The 2,417-nt window shown below is 67.7% G+C and carries 1 protein-coding gene; it reads right to left on the bottom strand.

Annotation, left to right across the window (positions count from 1 at the left end; all coding sequences use genetic code 11):
* Positions 1–33 precede the first annotated feature (33 nt).
* A partial coding sequence (gene infB / locus X803_RS19875; protein WP_035778950.1) for a translation initiation factor IF-2 occupies positions 34–2,417 on the bottom strand: 2,384 nt, incomplete at its 5' end.

The following is a 2,417-nucleotide window of genomic DNA, read 5'->3' as shown; positions in this document are numbered from 1 at the left end:
CGCCTTCCGGCAGCGGCCCAGCCCGGTTCGACCCTAGACGCGGGGCTTTTCCCGCATCTCGAAGGTCTCGATGATGTCGCCTTCCTTGACGTCATTGAACGAACCGAGGCCGATACCGCACTCGAAGTCGGTACGGACTTCGGTGGCGTCGTCCTTGAAGCGCTTGAGCGAGTCCACGGAGAGGTTCTCTCCGATGACCTTGCCGTCGCGCAGGACGCGGGCCTTCGTGTTGCGTCGGATGATGCCCGAGCGGACGATCGAACCGGCGATGTTGCCGAACTTGGAGGAACGGAACACCTCGCGGACCTCTGCGGTACCGAGCTGCACCTCCTCGTACTCCGGCTTGAGCATGCCCTTGAGTGCCAGCTCAATGTCATCAATCGCGGCGTAGATGACCGAGTAGAAGCGCATGTCCACGCCTTCACGCTCGGCGAGGTCCGCCACGCGCTCCGCCGGCTTGACGTTGAAGCCGATGATGATGGCGCTGTCGACCGTGGCCAGGTTGACGTCATTCTGCGTGATGGCACCGACGCCGCGGTGGATAACGCGCAGCTGCACGCCCTCCCCGACATCGATCTTGAGCAGCGAGTCTTCCAGTGCCTCGACGGCACCCGACACGTCACCCTTGAGGATGAGGTTGAGGGTGTCGACCTTGCCCTCGGCGACGGCCTGGTCGAAGTCTTCCAGGCTGACGCGCTTGCGGCGCTTGGCGAGGGCCGCGTTGCGGTCGGCGGCTTCGCGCTTCTCGGCAATCTGGCGTGCGGTGCGCTCATCGTCGGTGACAAAGAACGTGTCGCCGGCGCGGGGCACGTTGGACAACCCGAGCACCTGGACCGGACGTGACGGCTCGGCCTGGGTGACCACGTCGCCGTTCTCGTCGAACATGGCGCGGACGCGGCCGTGAGCCGTACCGGCCACGATGGTGTCGCCCACGTTCAGCGTTCCCGACTGGACCAGCACGGTCGCAACCGCACCGCGGCCCTTGTCGAGGTTCGCTTCGATGGCAATACCGCGGGCGTCCTTGTTGGGGTTGGCCCGCATGTCCAGCGCCGCGTCGGCGGTGAGCAGGACGGCCTCGAGGAGGTCGTCGATGCCCATGCCCTGGAGCGCGGAGACATGGACAAACATGGTGTCGCCGCCGTATTCCTCAGGCACGAGTCCGTATTCGGTGAGCTGACCCTTGACCTTGTCCGGGTTGGCGCCTTCCTTGTCCATCTTGTTGACGGCCACGACAATCGGCACGTTGGCCGCCTGTGCGTGGTTCAACGCCTCAACGGTCTGCGGCATGACGCCGTCATCCGCAGCGACAACGAGTACCGCGATATCCGTGACCTTCGCACCACGGGCACGCATGGCGGTGAACGCCTCGTGACCGGGGGTGTCAATGAAGGTGATGGCACGCTGAGTGTCCTCGTGGACGTGCTGGATCTGGTACGCACCGATGTGCTGGGTGATACCGCCATGCTCGCCCTCGACAACCTTGGTATTGCGGACCGCGTCAAGCAGTCGCGTCTTACCGTGGTCAACGTGACCCATGACCGTGACTACCGGCGGGCGGGCTTCGAGTTCCTCGTCGCCTTCGGCTTCCAGTTCGGCATCGAAGTCGATGTCGAAGCTGCTGAGGAGCTCGCGCTCCTCGTCCTCCGGCGAGACGACCTGGATCTTGTAGCCCAGCTCGGTACCCAGCACCTCGAAGGTGTCCTCGTCCAGCGACTGGGTGGCCGTTGCCATCTCACCGAGGTGGAACAGCACGGTCACCAGTGCGGCGGGGTTCGCCTCGATCTTGTCGGCAAAGTCCGTGATCGAAGAACCACGGCGCAACCGGACAACGGTGTTGCCGTCGCCGCGGGGGACGCTGACGCCGCCCAGCGACGGAGCCGACATCTGCTCGAGTTCCTGCCGCTTTGCACGCTTCGACTTGCGCTGCTTTCCGCGGCCTGCTCCACCCTTGCCGAAGGCGCCGGCTGTGCCGCCGCGACCGCGACCGCCCTTGCCGAAACCGCCGCCGACCGGGGCTCCTCCGCCTGCACCGGGCGCTCCACCGGGACCCCGGCGGGGGCCGCCGCCGGCAGCTCCGCCACGGCCCGGCGCAGCGGGACGTTCAGTGCGGTTGGGCATCATGCCCGGAGTAGGACGTGCACCACCGGCACCGCCGGCGCCGCCGGGGCGCGGAGCGCCTGGTCGGGGCGCTCCCGGACGGGGGCCACCCGAACCGGCTGCGGGGCGGGGGCCGCCTGCACCGGCTGCGGGACGGGCTCCGCGGTCGTCATCGCGGCGTCCACCCGGCCGGGGCATGCCCTGCGAGGTAGCGAACGGGTTGTTACCCGGGCGGGGACCGCCGGAGCGGTCGCCGTCGCCGCCGCGACCGGACCGGGGCATGCCCTGGGAGGTCGCGAAGGGGTTGTTGCCCGGACGGG

The organism is Arthrobacter sp. 35/47 (assembly GCF_000520475.1).
GTDB classification, from domain to species: Bacteria; Actinomycetota; Actinomycetes; order Actinomycetales; family Micrococcaceae; genus Arthrobacter_D; species Arthrobacter_D subterraneus.
The sequence above is the reverse complement of the archived record's forward strand: the minus strand, read 5'-3'. Positions and strand labels throughout refer to the sequence as shown.